Annotated in this window: 16 protein-coding genes; 6 read left to right on the top strand and 10 right to left on the bottom strand. The window is 67.7% G+C overall.

Going from position 1 to position 19,802, the window contains the following annotated elements:
* The first annotated feature begins 123 nt into the window (after positions 1-123).
* Complete coding sequence (glpD, locus tag AC5P8U_RS05020; RefSeq protein ID WP_088496545.1) at positions 124-1,608, top strand: glycerol-3-phosphate dehydrogenase; 1,485 nt, start codon at positions 124-126, stop codon at positions 1,606-1,608.
* Positions 1,609-1,710: 102 nt separating this feature from the next.
* Positions 1,711-3,210 carry a glycerol kinase GlpK gene (gene glpK, locus AC5P8U_RS05015; RefSeq protein ID WP_049413243.1) on the top strand — a complete coding sequence of 500 codons (1,500 nt, stop codon included), beginning with the start codon at positions 1,711-1,713 and terminating at the stop codon, positions 3,208-3,210.
* A 177-nt stretch (positions 3,211-3,387) separates the two neighbouring features.
* Here glpK and AC5P8U_RS05010 read toward each other — a convergent pair whose 3' ends face one another.
* Positions 3,388-4,182, bottom strand: a complete 795-nt coding sequence (locus AC5P8U_RS05010) for a MetQ/NlpA family ABC transporter substrate-binding protein (RefSeq protein ID WP_049413241.1) — start codon at positions 4,180-4,182, stop codon at positions 3,388-3,390.
* A 26-nt stretch (positions 4,183-4,208) separates the two neighbouring features.
* Positions 4,209-5,180 (bottom strand): helix-turn-helix transcriptional regulator, encoded by a 972-nt coding sequence (locus AC5P8U_RS05005; RefSeq protein ID WP_061479894.1) that lies wholly within the window; start codon positions 5,178-5,180, stop codon positions 4,209-4,211.
* Between the two features lie 80 nt (positions 5,181-5,260).
* On the opposite strand from AC5P8U_RS05005, the gene AC5P8U_RS05000 reads away from it, so the two are divergent.
* Positions 5,261-5,863, top strand: a complete 603-nt coding sequence (locus tag AC5P8U_RS05000; RefSeq protein ID WP_188240593.1) for a LolA-like protein — start codon at positions 5,261-5,263, stop codon at positions 5,861-5,863.
* Positions 5,864-5,969: 106 nt separating this feature from the next.
* A complete protein-coding gene (locus tag AC5P8U_RS04995; RefSeq protein ID WP_049413237.1) occupies positions 5,970-6,746 on the top strand; it encodes a DUF481 domain-containing protein in 777 nt (258 codons plus the stop codon).
* A 75-nt stretch (positions 6,747-6,821) separates the two neighbouring features.
* Here AC5P8U_RS04995 and hemC read toward each other — a convergent pair whose 3' ends face one another.
* From hemC to mdoH, 5 genes are all read right to left on the bottom strand, one after another.
* The gene (gene hemC / locus AC5P8U_RS04990) at positions 6,822-7,733 is read right to left on the bottom strand and encodes a hydroxymethylbilane synthase (protein WP_072167227.1); all 912 of its coding nucleotides are present in this window, start codon (positions 7,731-7,733) and stop codon (positions 6,822-6,824) included.
* A gap of 563 nt (positions 7,734-8,296) precedes the next feature.
* Positions 8,297-9,028, bottom strand: coding sequence for a LytR/AlgR family response regulator transcription factor (locus AC5P8U_RS04985; RefSeq protein ID WP_061478104.1), 732 nt, complete (start codon positions 9,026-9,028; stop codon positions 8,297-8,299).
* 10 nt (positions 9,029-9,038) lie between these two features.
* Positions 9,039-10,082, bottom strand: coding sequence for a sensor histidine kinase (locus AC5P8U_RS04980; protein WP_181503449.1), 1,044 nt, complete (start codon positions 10,080-10,082; stop codon positions 9,039-9,041).
* Positions 10,083-10,085: 3 nt separating this feature from the next.
* A complete protein-coding gene (locus tag AC5P8U_RS04975) occupies positions 10,086-10,745 on the bottom strand; it encodes an alpha/beta hydrolase (protein WP_334271766.1) in 660 nt (219 codons plus the stop codon).
* A 50-nt stretch (positions 10,746-10,795) separates the two neighbouring features.
* Positions 10,796-12,721 (bottom strand): glucans biosynthesis glucosyltransferase MdoH, encoded by a 1,926-nt coding sequence (mdoH, locus tag AC5P8U_RS04970; RefSeq protein WP_072167230.1) that lies wholly within the window; start codon positions 12,719-12,721, stop codon positions 10,796-10,798.
* A gap of 497 nt (positions 12,722-13,218) precedes the next feature.
* Between mdoH and AC5P8U_RS04965 the strand changes: the two genes are divergently transcribed.
* Positions 13,219-15,252, top strand: a complete 2,034-nt coding sequence (locus tag AC5P8U_RS04965; RefSeq protein ID WP_447897218.1) for a TonB-dependent receptor domain-containing protein — start codon at positions 13,219-13,221, stop codon at positions 15,250-15,252.
* A gap of 60 nt (positions 15,253-15,312) precedes the next feature.
* Here AC5P8U_RS04965 and AC5P8U_RS04960 read toward each other — a convergent pair whose 3' ends face one another.
* Positions 15,313-15,483: a hypothetical protein gene (locus AC5P8U_RS04960; RefSeq protein ID WP_181452461.1), complete on the bottom strand. Its 171-nt coding sequence runs from the start codon at positions 15,481-15,483 to the stop codon at positions 15,313-15,315.
* Positions 15,484-15,697: 214 nt separating this feature from the next.
* Here AC5P8U_RS04960 and AC5P8U_RS04955 point away from each other — a divergent pair, with 214 nt between their 5' ends.
* Complete coding sequence (locus AC5P8U_RS04955; RefSeq protein WP_014648516.1) at positions 15,698-16,084, top strand: DUF2628 domain-containing protein; 387 nt, start codon at positions 15,698-15,700, stop codon at positions 16,082-16,084.
* Positions 16,085-16,161: 77 nt separating this feature from the next.
* Here the strand turns inward: AC5P8U_RS04955 and AC5P8U_RS04950 are convergent, their stop codons facing one another.
* On the bottom strand, positions 16,162-18,693 hold the full coding sequence (locus AC5P8U_RS04950) for a methyl-accepting chemotaxis protein (protein ID WP_447897217.1): 2,532 nt from the start codon (positions 18,691-18,693) through the stop codon (positions 16,162-16,164).
* A gap of 211 nt (positions 18,694-18,904) precedes the next feature.
* The gene (locus AC5P8U_RS04945; protein ID WP_072167234.1) at positions 18,905-19,798 is read right to left on the bottom strand and encodes an NAD-dependent epimerase/dehydratase family protein; all 894 of its coding nucleotides are present in this window, start codon (positions 19,796-19,798) and stop codon (positions 18,905-18,907) included.
* Positions 19,799-19,802: the final 4 nt, after the last annotated feature.

Here is a 19,802-nt window from a genome sequence, read left to right as displayed (position 1 = left end):
GCGTTCCGCGTGTAGAGCCGAGCCCGCGCTCGGCTGCTTTTTTGTAGAGTCGAGCTTGCCCGGCTGACCCGAAAAGCAGCCGAGCATGGGCTCAGCTCTACACAAACAGGACGCGAAGACACGATGGACGACGTCGACCTGCTGGTGATCGGTGGCGGCATCAACGGTGCCGGCATCGCCCGTGACGCCAGCGGCCGCGGCCTGCGCGTGCTGCTGTGCGAGCAGCACGACCTGGCCGCGCATACCTCCAGCGCCAGCAGCAAGCTGATCCACGGCGGCCTGCGCTACCTGGAACAGGGCGAGCTCGGGCTGGTGCGCAAGGCGCTGGGCGAACGCGAGGTGGTACGCCGGCAGGCGCCCCATCTGGTCCATCCATTGCGCTTTGTGCTGCCGTGGGAACCCCATCTGCGCCCACGCTGGATGCTACGCGCGGGACTGTGGCTGTATGACCACCTGGGCCGTCGCAGCCCGGCATTTCCCGCCTCGCGCGCCCTGGACCTTCAGCGCGATCCGCTCGGCCCCTGGCTTTCCCCGGATCTGCGGCAGGCCTTCAGCTACGCCGACGCGCAGGTCGATGACGCGCGACTGGTGCTGCTCAACGCCCTGGATGCCGCGCAGCGGGGCGCACAGGTGCGTGTACGCAGCCGCTGCATCGACCTGCAGCCCTTACAGGGCCGGTGGCAGGCCGTGCTGGAATCCGCTGATGGCCAGCAGCAGGTGACCGCGCGCGCCGTCGCCAATGCGGCAGGGCCGTGGGCCGGCGGCCTGCTGGAACGGATGGAGGCACGCAGTGGCGGCCCCGCGCTGCGGCTGGTACAAGGCAGCCACATCGTCCTGCACCGGCCCTGGCCCGATGACAGCGCGTGCCTGCTGCAGCAACCCGATGGACGCGTGGTGTTCCTGTTGCCCTTCGCCCACGACCACCTGCTGGTTGGCACCACCGACACCGACTATCGCGGCGACCCGGCGCGCTGCAGCGTGCTGCCTTCAGAGGTGGCGTACCTGTGCGAAGCGGCCAATCGCTACCTGCATGAACCCATCGCGCCGGAAGATGTGGTCTGGCAGTTCGCCGGTGTCCGCCCGCTGCTGGCCGATCCCGATCCGCGCGCGGCAAGACTCAGCCGCGATTACCGCCTGCAGCTGCAGGTGGACCCGGCACCGGCGCTGCATGTGCTGGGCGGCAAGCTGACCACCTACCGGGTGCTGGCCGAGGAAGCGCTGGAGCTGCTGCGGCCCGCCCTGCCGCAGATGGGAGCGGCGTGGACGGCAAACGGAGACCCGCTGCCAGGCAGCGACTGGGGCGACGCCGCGCAGGCGGGCGCGCATCTGCAGGTATCGGCACCCTGGTTGCCCGCAGGTATCGCGCGACGCTGGGCCGGGGCCTATGGCAGTCGCAGCGCGGAACTGCTGCAGGGTGTACGGGGCCTGCACGATCTTGGCGAGGCGTTTGGCGGCGGCCTGCATGCCCGGGAAGTGGCCTTTCTGCGCGAGCAAGAGTGGGCGCGCACTGCCGAGGACGTGCTGTGGCGAAGGAGCAAGCTGGGGTTGCGGCTGGACGCTGCGCAGGTGACACGGCTGCAGGCGTGGATGGAACACTCCACTGTGTAGAGCCGAGCCATGCTCGGCTGCGTTGTGCAAATGCAGCCGAGCATGGCTCGGCTCTACAGAGAGAAAGGTAAGTTACCCTGACTGCTCTACCGGAGACGCTGCATGACGCCCCGCTACGTGCTGGCCATCGACCAGGGCACCACCAGTTCGCGCGCGATCCTGTTCGACCGTGCCGGCGACATCATCGGCAGCGCGCAGCGCGAGTTCGCGCAGATCTTCCCGCAACCCGGCTGGGTCGAGCATGACCCGCGCGAGATCCTTACCAGCGTCTATGCCACGCTGACCGAACTGCTCAGCCGCGGGCAGATCGACCCGCGTCATATCGCCGCACTGGGCATCACCAACCAGCGCGAAACCACCGTGGTCTGGGACCGTGCCACCGGCCAGCCGATCCACAACGCCATCGTCTGGCAATCGCGGCAGAGCCACGCCATCTGTGAACGCCTGAAGTCCGAAGGCCATGAAGCGCTGATCCGCGAGCGGACCGGCCTGCTGATCGATGCCTATTTCTCTGCGACCAAGGTGCGCTGGATCCTCGACCACGTGGAAGGTGCGCAGCAGCGCGCCGAACGTGGCGAGCTGCTGTTTGGCACCATCGACAGCTGGCTGGTGTGGAACCTCAGCGGCGGCCAGGCGCATGTGACCGACTACAGCAACGCGGCGCGCACGCTGTTGTTCAACATCCACACGCTGGACTGGGATGACGATCTGCTGGCCCTGCTCGACATCCCGCGCGCGATGCTGCCGCAGGTGCGCGACTCCAGTGCGGTGTACGCACACACCCGGCCGCAGTTCTTCTTCGACCACCCGATCCCGATCGCCGGCATCGCCGGTGACCAGCAGGCGGCACTGTTCGGCCAGGCCTGTTTCCAGCCGGGCATGGTCAAGAACACCTATGGCACCGGTTGCTTCATGTTGATGCATACCGGCGCGCAGGCGGTGCGGTCGCGCAACGGCCTGCTGACCACCATTGCCTGGGGCCTGGACGGGCGCGTGGAGTATGCGCTGGAAGGGTCGATCTTCATCGCCGGCTCGGTGGTGCAGTGGCTGCGCGACGGACTGCGCATGATCGAACGCGCCAGCGACAGCCAGGCACTGGCCGCGCAGGTGCCCGACAGCGGCGGCGCCTATCTGGTGCCGGCGTTTGTCGGCCTGGGTGCACCCTATTGGCGCAGTGATGTGCGCGGTGCGATGTTTGGATTGACCCGTGGCACGCGCAAGGCGCACTTCGTGCGCGCCGCGCTGGAAGCGATGGCCTACCAGACCCGCGACGTGCTCGATGCCATGCAGTCCGATGCCGGTATCGCGCTGACCGAACTGCGCGCCGATGGCGGTGCGATCGGCAACGACTTCCTGGCCAGCTTCCAGGCAGACATCCTCGGTGTGCCGCTGCTGCGGCCGCGGTTGACCGAAACCACCGCGCTCGGTGCGGCCTATCTGGCCGGCCTGGCCGTCGGGTTCTGGTCCAGCCGCGAACAGATCGCTGCACAGTGGGGCCTGGACCGGCGCTTCGAGCCACAGATGGAGGTGTCGCGGCGCGAGAAGCTGTATGCGGGATGGCAGCAGGCGGTTGCCGCCACCCTCGCCTTCCACGTCGATTGAAACTGCAATGCCCTGCCCTGCTGCGGCACGTGGAGTGACACGGTAGAGCCGAGCCATGCTCGGCTGCCGTTGGTGAAATGCCGGAAACAGCAGAGCCGAGCGTGGGCTCGGCTCTACAGGGAAGGCAGTGTCGACCAAGGTCGACACCCACCATTCAAATCAACAGATCAGCCGCAATCAGAACGCCGGCAGCACCGCGCCCTTGTACTTGGTCTCGATAAAGGCCTTCACCTGCGGGCTGGTCAGGGCCTTGGCCAGCTTCTGCACACGGGCGTCGTCCTTGTTGTCCGGGCGCGCGACCAGGAAGTTCACGTACGGCGAATCCTTGCTCTCGATCGCCAGCGCATCCTTGGTCGGGTTGAGGCCGGCGTCCAGCGCATAGTTGGTGTTGATCAGGGCCAGATCGACCTGGTCCAGCACGCGCGGCAGCATCGCCGAGTCCAGCTCGCGGAACTTCAGGTTCTTCGGGTTGGCGGTGATGTCACGCTGGGTCGACAGCGCGTTGGCCGGGTCCTTCAGTTCGATCACGCCGGCCTTGTGCAGCAGGATCAGCGCGCGGCTGTTGTTGCTCGGATCGTTCGGGATCACCACGTCGGCACCGTCGCGCAGCTCGGCCAGCGACTTGACCTTGCGCGAGTACGCACCGAACGGCTCGATGTGCACGCCGATCACCTTCACCAGGTCGGTCTTGCGGTCGCGGTTGTAGGCATCCAGGTACGGCTCGGTCTGGAAGTAGTTGGCGTCCACCTGCTTCTGCACCAGCTGGTCGTTGGGCTGCACGTAGTCGTTGAATACGCGCACGTCCAGGTCCACGCCTTCCTGCTTGAGGATCGGCTTGACCACCTCGAGGATCTCGGCATGCGGCACGGCCGTGGCGGCCACCACCAGCTTCTGCGAGGGCTCGCCGGACTTGCCGCAGGCGGTCAGGGCCAGCGCAGCGGCGAGCAGGGACAGCAACAGGGTCTTCTTCATGGGGGACGGGGTTCTCGGGGGGAGTGTCAGGATTTTTCGTAGTTGCTCAGGGCCAGCTCAAGCAGCGCCTTGGCCTGCTCGCGCAGCATGATCGGCTCGATGATCTCGGCATCCGAACCATAGTGCAGCACGTCCATCAGCAACTCTCGCGAGACGCTGTACGGCACCTTCAGTTCGTAGCGGCCATCGGCCAGGAAACGACCCTGCTGCTTGGAATGCCAGTGCTCGTCGGCCACCCAGCGCGCAGCCTTGGCGCTGAACAGGATGGTCGCCCAGCCCTTCGGGGCACCCGAAAAAATGCCATAGCTGGCGCCGAGCTGCTCGTCCAGCTCGCTGTCGGCGACATCGCGGGCGGCATTGTCGATTACCCGTGCCTTGTGGATGCGGTCCACCGCGAAACTGCGCAGCGCCTCGCGGTCGTGGTCCCAGGCATCCAGGTACCAGTTGTCGCGATAATGGGTCAGGCGCTGCGGCGAGACGGTGCGCTTGGTCGGCTCGTCGGTGGAGCGGGCGCGGTATTCGAACGCCAGCTGGCGGCGCTCCAGCACCGCCGAGGCCACGCTGCGGAAGCTGCCTTCGTCGAACTTGCGGCCACGGTGCGGAATCACCCGCACGCGGTCGACCGGCCAACTGGAAACACCGGCCTGCGCCGCCAGCAGGCTCTCGATGCGCTGCTGCAGCGGGGCCAGCACCGACGACAGCACGCCGCCGCCGGTACGCGCCAGCAGGTGCTGCGAGGCCAGCAGGGCATGCAGCTCCTCCGAGCTGAGCCACAGGCCGGGCAGCTCGAAGCGGTCGCTCTCGTCGGCCTGGTAGCGGAAGCCGGCCTCGCCGTCGCCCTCGATCGGTGCCATCAGCGCATCGCGCAGGAAGGCCAGGTCGCGATAGACGGTGGCACGGGAACAACCGAGCTTGTCCTGCAGGGTCGCCACCGTCACCGGATAGCGCGCGGACTTGAGCAGACGATGCAGGGCGGTGATGCGTTCGTATCGGTCCATACCCCCGATTATGTCCGAGTCGCGGGTCTTGTGTGGAACGTTTGGGCTATCGTGGTCGCCCCCACCCCATGGAATGCCCGATGCGCCGGTTGCCTGCCCTGTCCCTGCTGGCCTGCCTGCTGCTGGCCGCCTGCGATCGCGCGCCGGCGCCGGCGGGCCCCGAGGCCCCGGTACCCGCCGCCGATCCGGCACAGGCGGTGCTGGGCGCCAGCCAGCGTTTCGCCGCCCTGCGCAGCTTCCACGCCGAACTGGAGGTGCTGGGCGCGCCGCAGCGGGTACGCAGCGCCATGGACTTCGTTGCACCCGACCGTTTCCGGGTGGAGACCCCGGCCGGGCCGCAGACCATCATCGGCGACACCCTGTTCCTGCAGGCCGACGGTGCGATCCGCCAGGTGCCGGCCCCGCCCGGCCTGCTCGAGCAGTGGCGCAACCCGCTGCCGGCCGACGCCCTGCCCGCCGACCTGAAGGCCGAAGACCTCGGCAGCCAGGCGCTGGATGGGGTCGAGACCCGTCACTACCGGCTGCGCGGCAGCCAGCCCGGCGAACGCCTGGAGTACTGGGTGGATGCCCAGGGCCTGCCACGCCAGATCGTGCGCAGCGGCAGCAGCAATGGCCGCAGCTTCCAGCTGCGCCTGCGCTATTCGCGCTTCAACGACCCCGCATTGCGTGTCGATCTGCCCTGAATAGGCGATCGCGGCAACGTTCGCTGAAGCACGCTTTGGATCGATTCGGACCGCCATCACGCTTCCAGTATCATCACCGGCTGTTAACCGTTCCGGAGAAGCCTCGATGTCCCTGCGCGTGTCCCTGCTGATCCCCCTGCTGCTGTGTGCGCCGCTTGCATACGCGCAGGATGCCTCCGAACTGGCGGCGATGTCCTCGCCGTGGAGTGGCAGCGGCGGCGAGCTCGGCTTTGCCTCGGCACGCGGCAACAGCAGCACCGAGAGCTTCAACGGCCGCCTGCGCCTGCGCTACACCGACGGCGACTGGGTGCACAGCATGGACCTGTTCGGCCTGCGCTCCAGCTCCAAGGTGACCGAGACCAATGACGACGGCACCACCACCCGCCGCAGCAACACCACCGCCAACCGCTACACCGGCAGTGCGGGCAGCGCGCTGCAGCTGGGCGAGCACCGCCAGCTGACGGCCACGGTGCGTACCGAGCGCGACGACTTCGCCACCTACGACCGCCAGAGCTCGTTCGGTCTGGGTTACGGCACCCGCCTCTGGAACACCGAGCGCTTTTCGTTCGACGCGCAGATCGGCCCCGGCGTGCGCCGTACCCACAGCACCGAGGATGACCGCACCCGTACCGGCATGATCGGCCGTGGCCTGTTCGACCTGAAGTACTCGCTGACCGACAACACCGACCTGGTGAACACGCTGCTGGTCGAGTCCGGTTCGTACAACACCTTCGGCCAGAACGACTTCGGTGTCTCGGTGAGCATGAACGAGCACCTGGCGCTGAAGGCCGGCTGGCAGGCGCGTTACAACAGCGACGTCGCTGTCGACAAGCGCAAGACCGATACGCTGACCACGATGAACGTGGTCTACAAGTTCAAATAAGCAGAACGGGCGCCCAGGGCGCCCGTTCTTCTTCCGGTAGTGCCGGCCGCTGGCCGCGGCACTACCTGCGATGGCTCAGACGTTCAGCAGTTCGCCAGCACCATCGTCCAGCAGCAGCTTCGCCACCTGCTGGCCCAGCGCTTCCGGATCGCGGGCCGGACCCACCGCTTCGGCACGCACGGCGCGGCCATCACTGGCGCTGCCGACCAGGCCCTGCAGGTGCAGGTCGTCGCCCTGCCACTGCGCGATCGCCGCCACCGGCACGTGGCAGCTGCCATGCAGCGCGCGGTTCATGGCCCGCTCGGCTTCCACGCAGGCGCGCGTGGCGGCGTCATCAAGCGTGGCGAACAGCGCCATCAGGCGCGTGTTGCCTCCGTCGCACTCCACCGCCACCGCGCCCTGCGCCGGCGCCGGCAGCCACTGCGGCGGTTGCAGGCGCGCGACGATGCGCTCGCCCAGGCCCAGGCGCTCCAGGCCGGCCACCGCCAGCACGATGGCGTCGTAGCCACCGTTGTCGAGCTTGGCCAGGCGAGTATTGACGTTGCCGCGCAGGTCCAGCAGTTCCAGGTCCGGGCGCAGCGCGCGCAGCTGGGCCTGGCGGCGCAGCGACGAGGTGCCGACCCGCGCGCCGATCGGCAGCGCGTCCAGCGAGGCGTACAGGTTGGAGACGAAACCATCGGCCGGGTCGTGCCGGGTCAGCATCGCCGGCAGCGCGAAGGGCGCATCCAGTTCCATCGGCACATCCTTCAGCGAGTGCACGGCGCAGTCGGCCTCACCCCGCAGCATGGCCAGCTCCAGTTCCTTCAGGAACAGGCCCTTGCCACCGATGGCGGCCAGCGAGCGGTCCAGCACCTCGTCACCGCGGGTGCTCATCGGCACCAGTTCCACGTGCAGGCCGGGGTCGGCCTGGCGCAGGCGGTCGGCGACGTGTTCGCTCTGCCAGAGGGCGAGCGGGCTCTTGCGGGTAGCGATGCGGACAGTTTCCATCCGGTCATTATCGCGCCTTCGGCGCGGATACGGCCAACGGCGGAGCCCCTCGTGGCTGGTGCATCGGCTGGATCTATCGCGCTTGGCCGGGCGGGGTGGGTTCGCGGGGGACGCCGTGAATCCGTCCGTGGAGGCTTGGCCGCGGCATCCATGCCGCGGACACCCCCGCGAACCCACCCCACCCGGCCTTTGACAGGTTCCGTGTGCGCCAGCCACGGAAGATCAAAAAAAAAGAGTGCAGAAACAAAGGCAACAGCCGACGGCTTCCGGGGTCAGATCCCTTTTCCGCAGGAAAAGGGATCTGACCCCTCTTCCCCCCTCGATAACAACAATGCCTTTGCCGTCCGTCACCGGGAAATTCGCGAGGGTGAGGCGGGATGGGCGGGCGGGACCGTTGGCGCCATGGATGGCGCCATCGAGCCCCCATGGATGGGTTTACGGCGTGTCCCGCCCGCCCATCCCGCCTCACCCAACACGCAACAACACAGAGCCGACAACCCGCTGTTGCTGTTGCTGTTGCTGTTGATTTCGCAGCAGTCGCGGCCGCAGGCCGCGCGGAACACTCACAGATGCCGCAGTTCCTGCTTCAGCGTCGCCACGCACCGGCGGCTGACTTCCAGCGGCTGCTTGCCATGCCGCAATACCGCCTGCACCTGCCCGCCCGAGCCCCGACGCAGCTCCACCAGCTCGTGGCGTGCCACCAGGCAGTTGCGATGGATGCGGATGAAACGACTGGCGAACTCTTCTTCCAGCGACTTCAGCGATTCCTCGATCAGGTCCTCGCCGCGCGCGTGGTGCACCACCACGTACTTCTCCTCGGCCTGCAGGTAGTGGATATCGTCCAGCGGAATCAGGCGCAGGCTGCCGCGCAGGCGTGCGCACAGCACGCTGCGTGCCTGCTGCCCGCTGTGCTCCTGTGGCCGGCCACCGCGGCCGGCCAGGAACGTGCGCGCACGCGCGATCGCCGCCGCCAACCGTTCGGCACGCACTGGCTTCATCAGGTAGTCGATCGCTGCGGCCTCGAACGCCGACAGCGCATGCGCATCGTAGGCGGTGCAGAACACCACCGCTGGCCGGGGTTCGAAGCTGGCCAGATGGCGGGCCGCTTCCAGGCCATCCAGCCCGGGCATCGCGATATCCAGCAGGACCAGGTCCGGCTGCAGCTCCGCGCACGCATGCAGGGCCTGCTCACCGTTGCCGGCCTCGGCCACCACGTCCACGCCGTCCTGTGCCGCCAACAGGCTGCGCAGGCGCTCGCGCGCCAGCGGTTCGTCGTCGGCGATGACTACCCTCACGATCGTTCCCTCACTGGATCGGCACTGTCACCTGGCAGGCATAGTAGCCCTCGCTCCAGCCAGCCGTCATCCGCGCGGTGCTGCCGAAGCGCCAGGCCAGCCGATGGCCGATGCTGTGCTGGGCATGGCCGGCGCCGCGTGCCAGCGCCAGCCCCGGCGCCTGCGGATCGGGTGCCGGGTTGCGTACGCGGATCTGCAGTTCATTGCCCTCGCGCGCCAGCTGCAGTTCGATGGTGCCGCCGTCGGGCAGGCGCGAGATGCCATGCAGCACGGCATTTTCCACCAGCGGCTGCAGTACCAGCCTTGGCAAGGGCAGGTCCCATGGCAGCGGCTCGTCGCGCTGCCAACGCACCTGCAGGCGTTCGCCCAGGCGCAGCGATTCGATCGACAGGTAGCGCTCTGCCAGTTCGCATTCGTCGCGCAGGGTGGAATCGCCCTCGCCCGCCCCCAGCGCGGCACGGAACAGATCGGACAGGTCCAGCACCGCGCGCTCGGCGACTGCCGGGTCACGATGCAGCAGGCTGGCGATCAGGTTCATGCTGTTGAACAGGAAATGCGGGCGGATACGCGCCTGCAGCGCGTCGGCCTGCGCGCGCGCGTTGGCCTGCACCTGCGCGGCCCAGCGATCGCTTACGTAGAAGTAGCGCAGCGCCAGCGCGGCGATCAGCGCCGTAGTTGCCGCGCTGCCGAGGGTGAAACGCCAGAAGCTGATGCCACTGGCGAAGTTGTCGCCCAGCACCGCGTACAGCGCGTGCACGATGCCGGCGCAGACCACCGCGATCAGGGTGGCCAGCACGGTCGCCGCAATGGCGCCCAGCACCGGCGGCAGCCGCGACAGGGTCTGCCGCAGCATGCACAGGCTGGCGGTCACCGCCAGCGCCAGCCACAGCGCGAATCCGCTGGCCGACAGCAGTTCGCCGAAGGTCCAGTGACGGCTGCCGTCCGGCGCCAGCGCCAGTACCACCACCACCAGCTCGGCCAGGCCGAGCATCGCCGCCAGCCGTGGCAGGCGGCACAGTTCCGGCATCCACGGCGGTGTGCTGGCCGGCGACATGGCTCAGGCGGCGCCCAGGCGTTCCTGCAGCCAGTCACCCAGTGCCTGGATCTCCTCGGCACAGACCTGGTGAGCCATCGGGTAACTGTGCCACGCCACATCCAGGCCCAGCGTACGCAGCGCCTGCGCGCTGTGCGCGGCGACGGCCTGCGGGATCACCGGGTCGCCACTGCCATGGGCCATGAACACCGGCACCTGCACCGCGCCGTCAACACGCGTGGCGCTGTCGGCTTCGGGCAGATAGGTGGACAGCGCGATCAGGCCGGCCAGTGGCGCGGTACGCGAGAGCGCGGCCGTCAGGATGATCGCCCCACCCTGCGAGAAGCCTGCCAGGAAGATCTTCTCCGGCGCGATGCCGCGCTCGATCTCGCGCGCGATCAGTGCGTCCAGATGCACCACCGATTCCTGCACGCCGGCCATGTCGGCGCGCGAACGGAAGTCCATGCCCACGATGTCGTACCAGCCGCGCATCGGCACGCCGCTGTTGATCGTGATCGGCCGCACGGGTGCGTGCGGGAACACGAAGCGCAGCGCCGGCCAGTGCGGCCGCACCAGTTCCGGCACGATCGACGCGAAATCATGGCCGTCGGCGCCGAGGCCGTGCAACCAGATCACCGACCACTGCGGCGAGGCGCCGGTTTCCTGTTCCACCGTTTGCAGCATGATGCGGCTCCTTCAAGTTCGAGCCGCATTATGCCGCTGGCGCGGGGCAATCAGTACAGCGGCGGTTGCTCGGCCGCTTCCCGCCGCAGCTGCGCGGCGCGTACCAGCACCGGTGGCGGAATGTTCTCTTCCGGAATATCGAGCAGGCCGAGGCGATGCAGGAAAGCACCGGGGCCGCGCGAGGAGGTCAGCGCCACCACCGGAACGGCCAGAACCATGCCGATCACCACCGGCGCCATCCAGGCCGCCAGCGACGGCGATACCGCCCAGGCCAGCACGCCCATGAAGGCGCCGAACACACCCAAGCCACCGTAGCCACGGATCAACGCCATCCACGAGATGCCGCCGTCGTCACGCTGCTGCGCATCCCAGCCGGAATCGCGCCCGGACAACACTTCGGCCACGCCGCGCGACTGCACGTACATCACCACCGGCGCCATCAGCGCGGCGAGCACGGTTTCCACCAGCATCGATACGAAGGCACGGATCGGACCGCCACAACCGCGGCGGTCGACCGGGTCCAGCAGCATTGCCAGGTAGCCGAGCACCTTGGGCAGCAGCAGCACCGCCATGGTGGCGGCGAACAGGCGCACCACCTGCTCTTCATCCTGTGCGCGCCAGTACACGCTGGGCGACAGGTGCAGCAGGGCGTTGAAATCGATGCCTTCCTGGAACAGCGGGATGGCGATGCCGATCAGCATCAGCATGGCCCACATCGGTGCGGTGAAATAGTGGCCGATGCCGATCAGCATGTGCGTGCGGCTGATCCAGTGCAGCCCGCGGCTGCCGACCACCTTGCCGTGCTGCAGGTTGCCTTGGCACCAGCGACGGTCGCGCACCAGCAGGTCGGTCAGCGTCGGCGGGCCTTCCTCGTAACTGCCACCGAGGTAGGGCACCATGTGCGCGGCCCAGCCGCCACGACGCATCAGCGCCGCTTCGACGAAATCGTGGCTGAGCACGTGGCCGCCGAACGGCTTGCGCCCCGGCAGCGCCGGCAGGCCGGCGTGGTCGGCGAAGGCACGGGTACGGATGATGGCGTTGTGGCCCCAGTAATTGCTCTCGGCACCGTGCCACCAGGCCACGCCGCGGGCGATCACCGGCCCGTACACGCGGCCACCGAACTGCTGCATGCGCGCGAACAGGGTGCGGCCGCCGATCACCGACGGCAGGGTCTGGATCAGTCCGACGTCGGCGTTGTGTTCCATGCCGGCCACCAGGCGCACGATGCTGTCGCCGGTCATCAGGCTGTCGGCATCAAGGATCAGCATCTGCGGATAGGCACCGCCGAAGCGGCGGACCCAGTCAGCGATGTTGCCGGCCTTGCGCCCGCTGTTGTCACCACGTCGACGATAGAACAGGCGCGTCTGCCCCTCCGGCACACGCTCGCGCAGCTCGGCGAACACCTGTTCCTCGGCAGCGGCAATGTCCTCGCGGCGGGTGTCGCTGAGCACGAAGAAGTCGAAGCGGTCGAGCTGGCCGGTGGCCGCCACCGACTCGTAGATCGCCTGCAGGCCGGCCAGCAGGCGGCGCGGGTCTTCGTTGTAGGTCGGCATCAACAGCGCAGTACGGCTGTGCACGGCCGGCAACGGCTTGTCCGGGTCGATGCCGAGCCGATAGCCCCGGTCGAACACAGCGGTCAGGAAGCCGGCCAGGGCGCTGGCAAACGAGAGCGCGATCCAGGCAAACAGGCCGACGAACAGCACCAGCAGGCAGGCTTCGAGCACGCTGATGCCATTGGCCGACAGCACCCGCCACATCATCCGCGTAGCCACGGCGGTCATGCCGAGCGTGCCACCAAACAGGTACAGCCGGCGCAGGCCGATCAAGCGCGGCGAGGTGCGATGCCGCCGGACCTTCAGCGCGCCTTCGCGCAGGGTCTGTTCGGGCATCGGCAACGGCGATTCAGCGGGCAGCAGCGCCCAGCCGGCATCGAGCCGGGGCGTTCCTGCTTCCGCTTGGATGGTCTGCACCCCCATCGTCACTTACTCCGCGCCGTCGGCACGGCCGGCCATCCCGGCCGGGCTGCATGCACCAAGGTTCCCGGCGCGCTTTCCCGGCGCCCGCACTTGTCCTGGCTGTGTCGGCCTCACGCCGCACAGTCGATGTCTGTCACTACCGGAACCCACACGATCTCCAACGGGGCGGAATCGAAAATGCGGCCCAGTCTAGGGCCCAGAATGTAAGCCGGGTGCGAAGGTCTACACCGGGATTTGTCCCCATTCAGCAAATAGCAGGCGATCACGCCAGGGCATGGCCAGATGTCACTGCATCGCCCCCGGTACTGGATCGCAACAAACGCGAACGGTTATCATTTAATTAACCAGGCAGGTCACCGTCCTCCGCACGGCCGCGACCCACCCAGCTGCGCCGGTCCAGACCGCGCACCCGACGACCCACGGAAGGGGGGGGCTGCCTGCTGTCTGCCTGCGCCTGCTGCTTCCACCGGGTCACCCCACCTCCCATGGAAGCCGTCATGTCCCTGTCGTCCCGTTCCCGTTCCGCGCGCCTGCCGCGCACCCGCCTGGCCACCGCCTGCCTGCTGGCCCTGCCCGGCCTGGCCGCCGCAGAGGCCGCCGCCGATGCCTCCACCAAGGACCTGGATACCGTGGTGGTCACGGCTTCAGGCAGCCAGCAGTGGATCAAGGATGCCCCGGCCAGCATCAGCGTGATCAGTCGTGAGGACATCGAGCGCCAGCCGGTACCGGACCTGGCCGCCCTGCTCAGCCGCGTACCGGGCGTGACCGGCGGCCTCAGCGCCGTCGGCGAGCAGTCCAAGATCAAGCTGCGTGGCATGCCGTCCAACTACACGCTGGTGCTGGTGGACGGCAAGCGCATGGGCAGCTCGGCCTCGACCAACTATCGCCCCGACCTCGGCCGCCAGGACCTGAACTGGATCTCGCCGGACCAGATCGAGCGCATCGAAGTGGTGCGCGGGCCGATGTCGTCGCTGTATGGCTCCGATGCGATGGGCGGGGTGATCAACATCATCACCCGGCGCATCGGCGACGAATGGAACGGCAGCGCCACCCACAGCTACACCCGCCCGGCTGACGGCAAGCGCGGCGATACCCAGCAGATCGGCGCCACGTTCTCCGGACCGCTGGGCGAACGCTTCGGCCTGCGCATCGGTGCCAACAGCATGCGCCGTGATTCGGACCGCTCCAACGGCGGTGTCTACGGCAACGCCTATGCCGGCGAGAAGGACCGCAACGCCGATGCGTTGCTGCAGTGGAAGCTGAGCGACGCACAGGAACTGTCGCTGGAAGCCGGGCACGGCGTGCAGCAGGCCTTCATCGATGCGTCGCTGGAAAAGCAGGACGAAGGTGCGTGGGGTGCCAGTGAGCTCAAGCGCAGCTCGCTGGCGCTCAACCACGATGGCAAGTGGCGCTTCGGCAATTCGAAGATCAGTGCGTACTGGACCGAGTACAGGAACGACATCGGTGCTGCCGGCCGTTCCGAAGCGACCGATACGATCATCGAGGGCAGCCTGACCACGCCGTTCACCCTCGGCGTTGAACACCAGTTCGCCGTAGGCGGCCAATGGAAGCGGCAGGAGCTGACCAACACCGACACCATCGGCCGCGCGCCGATCGACTATGCCGGCAACGCGGTCAGCGGCTCCACTCTGGACGTGGACACCTGGGCGCTGTTTGCCGAGGACGAGCTGAAACTGCACCGCACCCTGGCCCTGACCGTGGGCGCGCGCCTGGACCATCACGAGCAGTTCGGCGGCCACGTCAGCCCGCGTGCGTACCTGGTCTGGCACCCTGCCGAACAATGGACGATCCGCGGTGGCGTCTCCAAGGGCTTCCGTGCGCCCAGCCTGACCGAGAACTCGGCCAGTGCCGCTACCCAGTCCGGGGGCCGCGGCTGCACCTCGCTGATTCCGCTGGGCTATACCCGCGGCGGGTGCTACATGGCCGGCAACCCGGACCTCGATCCGGAGACCAGCACCAATCGCGAGATCGGCATCAGCTTCGACAATGACCTGATCGATGTCGGCGTGACCTATTTCCACACCGACTTCCGGAACAAGATCGAGTACGCACCGCTGGGCCGGTTCAACGGCATCTGGTGGACGCGCATGAGCAACGTACAGCGCGCGCGCACTCGCGGCATGGAAGGCAACCTCAACGTCCGCTTCGGCGAGCAGTGGCGCTGGCGCACCTCGGCGACCTGGATGAAGGAAGCCAGGAACCTGACCACCGGCCGCAACCTGATCGATACACCGGAGTTCTCCGGCTATTCGTCGCTGGACTGGGCGCCCAGCACGGTGTTTTCCGGCAGCCTGTCGGCGCAGTACACCGGCAGGCAGACCGGCACCGCCACGACCTTCCTCAAGGCCTATACGCTGTATGACCTGACCGCGGCATGGAACGTCAACGAAGTGCTGACCCTGCGCGGTGGCGTCAGCAACCTGGCCGACAAGAAGCTGTATGCGGAAGGCTCCACCGACTACTTCGTCGCCGGGCGCAGCTACTTCCTGAGCATGACCGCGCGGTTCTGACCGGCGGCACGCGCCGTGATCGCGCTGGCGACATGCCAGCGCGATCGACGGTGTTGCGGGTTACTCGCGTTCCAGCGCGGCCGGTGCCGCATCCCGCGTGGCGGCCGTGCGCGCACGGTCCATCGCCACCGCCAGTTGCTGGCGTGCGAGCAGTTGTTGTGCCTGCACCACTTCAGGTGTCGGCAGGAGCACCGGTCCCGGTGCGTTTTCCGGTGTAGCAGCTGTGGTCATGCAACCTCCATGGACATCCCGCCGCCGCACGGGTTCAGCCGGGGCGGCAGCGGAACTGCGCACCCTATCCTAAAAACGAGGCGGGCGGGTGACGGCGCGGCGCTTGGCCGCAGGCGCGGGAACAAGGCAGGCGTCACATTCTTGACGCTAGCGCTTGGATCCTGAATAGGACTTGTCCTATCATGAAAACGTTTTCTCACAGGGATGTTTCCCAATGAATACCACCGACCTGTCCCAGTTCAGCCCGAAGTGGCAGTTCCGCTTCAACTTCTTCCGCCAGCACGGCGCCCCCAAGAACCCCGGCTTCAAGCAGGCCTGGAAGGCACTGTCCTTTGGTGACCGCCTGAAGATCAACCTGAACTTCTTCGCGTTGTTCTTCGGTGCCATCTACCTGCTGATTCTCGGCATGTGGCGCAAGGCACTGGTGGTGATCGGCATCAACATCGCGCTGGCCATCGTCAGCATGTTCCTGCCGGATGTCGTCGGGCGCATGCTGTTCATCGCCATGAACCTGCTGGTCGCCTCCAGCACCAACTACAGCTACTACCTGGAAAAGGTGGAAGGACGCGCCAGCTGGAATCCGTTTGAAGGAATGTTCTGAGCCATCAGACCTGCGCAGGATGCGCGGCAAGGATGCATGCGACGCCCGGCAGCCGCCGGGCGTCTTCGTTTCCGGCATCAGGCCGCGCGGCGGGCCATGCCCTCCGGCTCGGCCTGCAGGCGGAAGCGCGACACCGCCACTGCCAGCTGCTCGGCCTGCTCCTCCATCGCACGGGCGGCGGCACTGGCTTCCTCCACCAGCGCGGCGTTCTGCTGGGTGGTTTCGTCCATCTGCACTACGGTCTGGTTGACCTGCTCGATGCCGGCAGACTGTTCGCGCGACGCGGCCGAGATCTCGGCCATGATCTCGTTGACCCGGCCGACCTGACCGACGATGTCCTGCATGGTGCGCCCCGCACCATGCACCAGCTGCGCGCCGGCACCGACCTGGGCCACCGAGGCGTCGATCAGCTCCTTGATCTCCTTGGCAGCACCCGCCGAGCGCTGCGCCAGCGCCCGCACTTCACTGGCCACCACTGCGAAGCCACGGCCCTGTTCACCGGCGCGCGCCGCTTCCACTGCGGCGTTCAACGCCAGGATGTTGGTCTGGAACGCAATGCCATCGATCACCGAGATGATCTCGGCGATGCGCTGCGAAGACGCCTCGATCTGCTCCATGGTGTGCACCACCTGGCTGACCACCTGGCCGCCTTCGCTGGCCACGCCCGCTGCGGAACCGGCCAGCGTGTTTGCCTGCAGCGCATGGTCGGCGTTCTGGCGCACGGTGGAGGTCAGTTCTTCCATCGACGCGGCGGTTTCCTCCAGGTTGGCGGCCTGCTGCTCGGTGCGGCGCGACAGGTCACTGTTGCCGGCGGCGATCTCACCGGCGGCCAGGCGGATGCTGGCCGCCGACTGCTGGATCTGGCCGACGATCTGGGTCAGCTGCTGCACGGTGCTGTTGGCATCGTCGCGCATCACCGCAAACACGCCGTGGAAGTCGCCCTGCATGCGGGCACTGAGGTCACCGGCGGCGATCGCGCGCAGCAGCGTCGACAGTGCCGCCAGGTTGTGGTCGCTGACCTGCATCATTGTGTTCAGGGTCTCCACCATGCGGCGGAAATCATGTTCGAAGCGCAGTGCATCACCGCGCACGGCGAAGTCACCGGCGGCGGCGGCGGCGGCCAGTTGCTGGATCTGCTCGTTGATCGCGGCCAGGTTGCGCTTGGTGGTCGCCATTGCGGCAGTGAACACCGCCTTCTCGCCCGGCAGCACTTCCATGTCCACGCTGAGGTCGCCCACGGCATAGCGCTGCATCACTTCAACCAGGCGCTGGGTGACCGCGTTGCTGGAGGCCACCAGCTGGTTGCTGTCGGCCACCATGCGGCCGTACTCGCCCGGGAAGGCCGCAGCATCCATGCGATAGCTGAGTTCACCGGCATCGTGCCGGCGCGCCATTTCGGCCTGCGCAGCCATCACCGACTGCAACTGCCCACGCATGCCCTGCATTGCGTCCAGCAGGCGCCCCACTTCGTCGTTGCTGCGCGCCGGCAGCGTGCTGTCCAGCTTGCCGGCGGCGACATCACCGGCCACGCGTACCGCTTCGGCCAACGGGCGGATCGCCAGGCGGCGCAGCAGCACGTAGACGCCGGCGCTGAGGGTCAGCGCGGCGATCACGCCGACCAGCAGGGTCAGCCACAGCAGCTGGCGTGCCTCAGACACGATCACCGCATGCGGCATCACCACGCCCAGCGCGAAGCGTTGCGGGGCGTCGCCCACGCGCAGCGGCACATACACGCGTACGTTGCCGGCCGCGTCGGGGCTGAAGGCCTCGAACGGACGGTCGGCGGCGATGTCGGCCAGCATGCTGCGGGTCAGGGCATCGTTGCGCGGCTTGCCGATCTCGGCGGCATTGGCCGAGGCCAGCACCACGCCCTTGGGCGACAGCAGTTCGACGCGGCCAGCCCCCATCGGCTTCAGCGTTGACAGGTGCTTCTGCAGCGCTGCCAGCGAGAAGTCGACGGTGAACACGCCCAGGAATCTGCCGTTCTCGATGATCGGCGTGCTCAGGGTGCTCATGAGCACCTTCTGGCCGGCGATGTCATAGGCGTAAGGTTCGCTGACCTTGGGCAGCTTGTCGCGGCTGGGCACCATGTACCAGTCACCGGAACCGCTGGCAGTCTCGGTGTAGTCGGTCATCACCGACTGCTGCGGTTTGCCGTCTTGCCAGGCCCAGTAGCTCATGTAGCGGCCGGTGGCATCGTGTGCTTCGGAATTGACGAACTCCGCATCCTTGCCGTCGAAGGCATCGGCCTCCCACATGGTGCTCTTGCCCAGCCATTGAGGATGAGCACGCAGCTGTTCGCCGAGCACCGCCGCCAGGCTGGCGCGGTCGGGTATGTCACCACGGGCACGCTGGGCCAGCACGGCCTCGACCATGGCGTCATTGCTGGCGAAAGCCGTGCCCAGATCAGCCGCCACCTGGCGCGCCTCAGCGTTGGCCTCGCTGGTCATGGTCTGGCGCGAGGCGCTGATCAGACTGGCGCTGGCCTGCCGGTAGATCAGGAAGGCGGTCAGGCCGAAGCACAGCAGCGCGATCACGGCGGTGCCCAGCATCAACTTGTGGGCGATGCTGCCCGGGCGTTGGGCAGCGGCAGAGCGGGAAGAAGACATGGGAGGGTCCGCAAGGCAGTTCAGGACGACCGGCACCACGAGGGCACCGCGCAGGCGCGCGATCCGTCGCGCAGGCCACCGGCCGCCGGGGCGCGCCCGGCGCTGGAAGCGCACTGGGTTAGCGGCCGCCCGCCAACGAGGTTGAGGCGGTCGGCCTGCACATTCCTGAATCCGCTCAGGGTCGGCTCAACGCTCCCCCTCTGCGATGCCCTCACTCGGCCACGCGGTCCTTGATCCACTGTGCCCGCGGCAGTACCTCGATGCTGCCGACGGCATACTGCTGAAGCACGTCGTCGGGCCCGAAGCACGGTTTCCAGCCCAGCGCGCCGCGCAGGCGGGCACTGTCGTAGACACGGTCGATGCTCAATGGCAGCGGCCAGCCACGGCGTTCGAATTCGGCCAGCAGCTGTGGCGCGCGACGGGCCAGCACGCTACGCGGGTGGGTGGCCAGCTCCAGGCAGTCCTCGCGCCGGAACGGCGTCGGGGCACAGGCGAGGTAGCGCGCGAACCGGGCGCCTTCGTCGAGCAGCAGTGCAGCATGTGCGCTGGCCACATCGCGGGCGTCGATGCCGCGATGCAGGCGGAACATCGCCATCCGTTCGGGCGGTTCCGGGAAACACCGGCCCATGCGCAGCACGCGAACGCTGAAGCCCGGCGTGGCGGCGGCTTCGGCCAGGGTCTCTGCCTGCAGCTTGGTACGGTGGTAGATCGTGCGCGGCAGCGGCTCGGTGTCTTCGTCGATCCAACGGCAGCCACCGGCCACCACGGCATGGCCATACAACGCAGTGGTGCTGGTCAGCACGAAGCGCCGTGCACCGGCTTCGCGTGCCGCCTGCAGCAGGTGTGCGGTGGCCTCCACGTTGATCTGCTGGAACACCGCATCCGGCACCAGGCCGACATGCGGGGCATGCAGGGCCGCGGTATGGATGACCGCATCCACGCCCTGCACCGCGCGCGCGACGGCCTGCCGATCGCTGACATCGGCAATGATGCGCGTGGTGGCAAACGGACTGCGGTCCAGCCCCACCACTTCGTGGGCAGCCGCCAACGCACCGAAGATCGCGCGCCCGATGCGGCCGGAACTGCCGGTCAACAGAATCTTCATTGAG

The sequence above is a fragment of the Stenotrophomonas sp. YJH_SMC_81 genome (assembly GCF_059370875.1).
This window is presented reverse-complemented; position numbering and strand designations above follow the sequence as displayed.